This is a genomic window from Vibrio sp. R-1 (assembly GCF_035615595.1).
GTDB classification, from domain to species: Bacteria; Pseudomonadota; Gammaproteobacteria; order Enterobacterales; family Vibrionaceae; genus Vibrio; species Vibrio cholerae.
Window position 1 is genome coordinate 1 of the sequence record NZ_WPDC01000345.1, and the last position, 365, is coordinate 365.

A 365-nucleotide genomic window follows, 5' to 3' on the forward strand; every position below is an offset into this window, starting at 1 on the left:
TGCGTTGTCAGCCCCTTAGGCGGGCGTTAGGCCTAATTTGATATACATCATACTAATCTGATTGCTTATGTGCGAACATGCTCGCAGTTTTTAATGTTGTAATTGGATGTAAGTATGAAAAAAGTATTGGTTATCTTTGTGGCTTGTTTTGGTTTGGTTGGGACAGCCTTCGCTCATTCTGGTGGTACAGATTCAAACGGTTGCCACACAAACCATAAAACTGGTGAGTATCACTGTCACAAACGCAAATAAGGTAATTATCTGAATGCCGCAAAAAGGTGTGAATGTTCATATCTTTTTGTCTGTGTATCAACGGCGTTATTAGGCATTGATAACTCATAATTTCGGCCTAACAAACGCCTCAA

At 40.0% G+C, this 365-nt stretch carries 1 protein-coding gene; it reads left to right on the forward strand.

Going from position 1 to position 365, the window contains the following annotated elements; genetic code table 11:
* The first annotated feature begins 114 nt into the window (after nucleotides 1-114).
* The gene (locus tag GOU96_RS18440; RefSeq protein WP_000757220.1) at nucleotides 115-252 is read left to right on the forward strand and encodes a YHYH domain-containing protein; all 138 of its coding nucleotides are present in this window, start codon (nucleotides 115-117) and stop codon (nucleotides 250-252) included.
* Nucleotides 253-365: the final 113 nt, after the last annotated feature.

Bases quoted from the DNA above. Each gene is read 5' to 3' on its own strand.
- GOU96_RS18440 (WP_000757220.1), top strand. From the start codon at position 115: ATGAAAAAAGTATTGGTTATCTTTGTGGCTTGTTTTGGTTTGGTTGGG.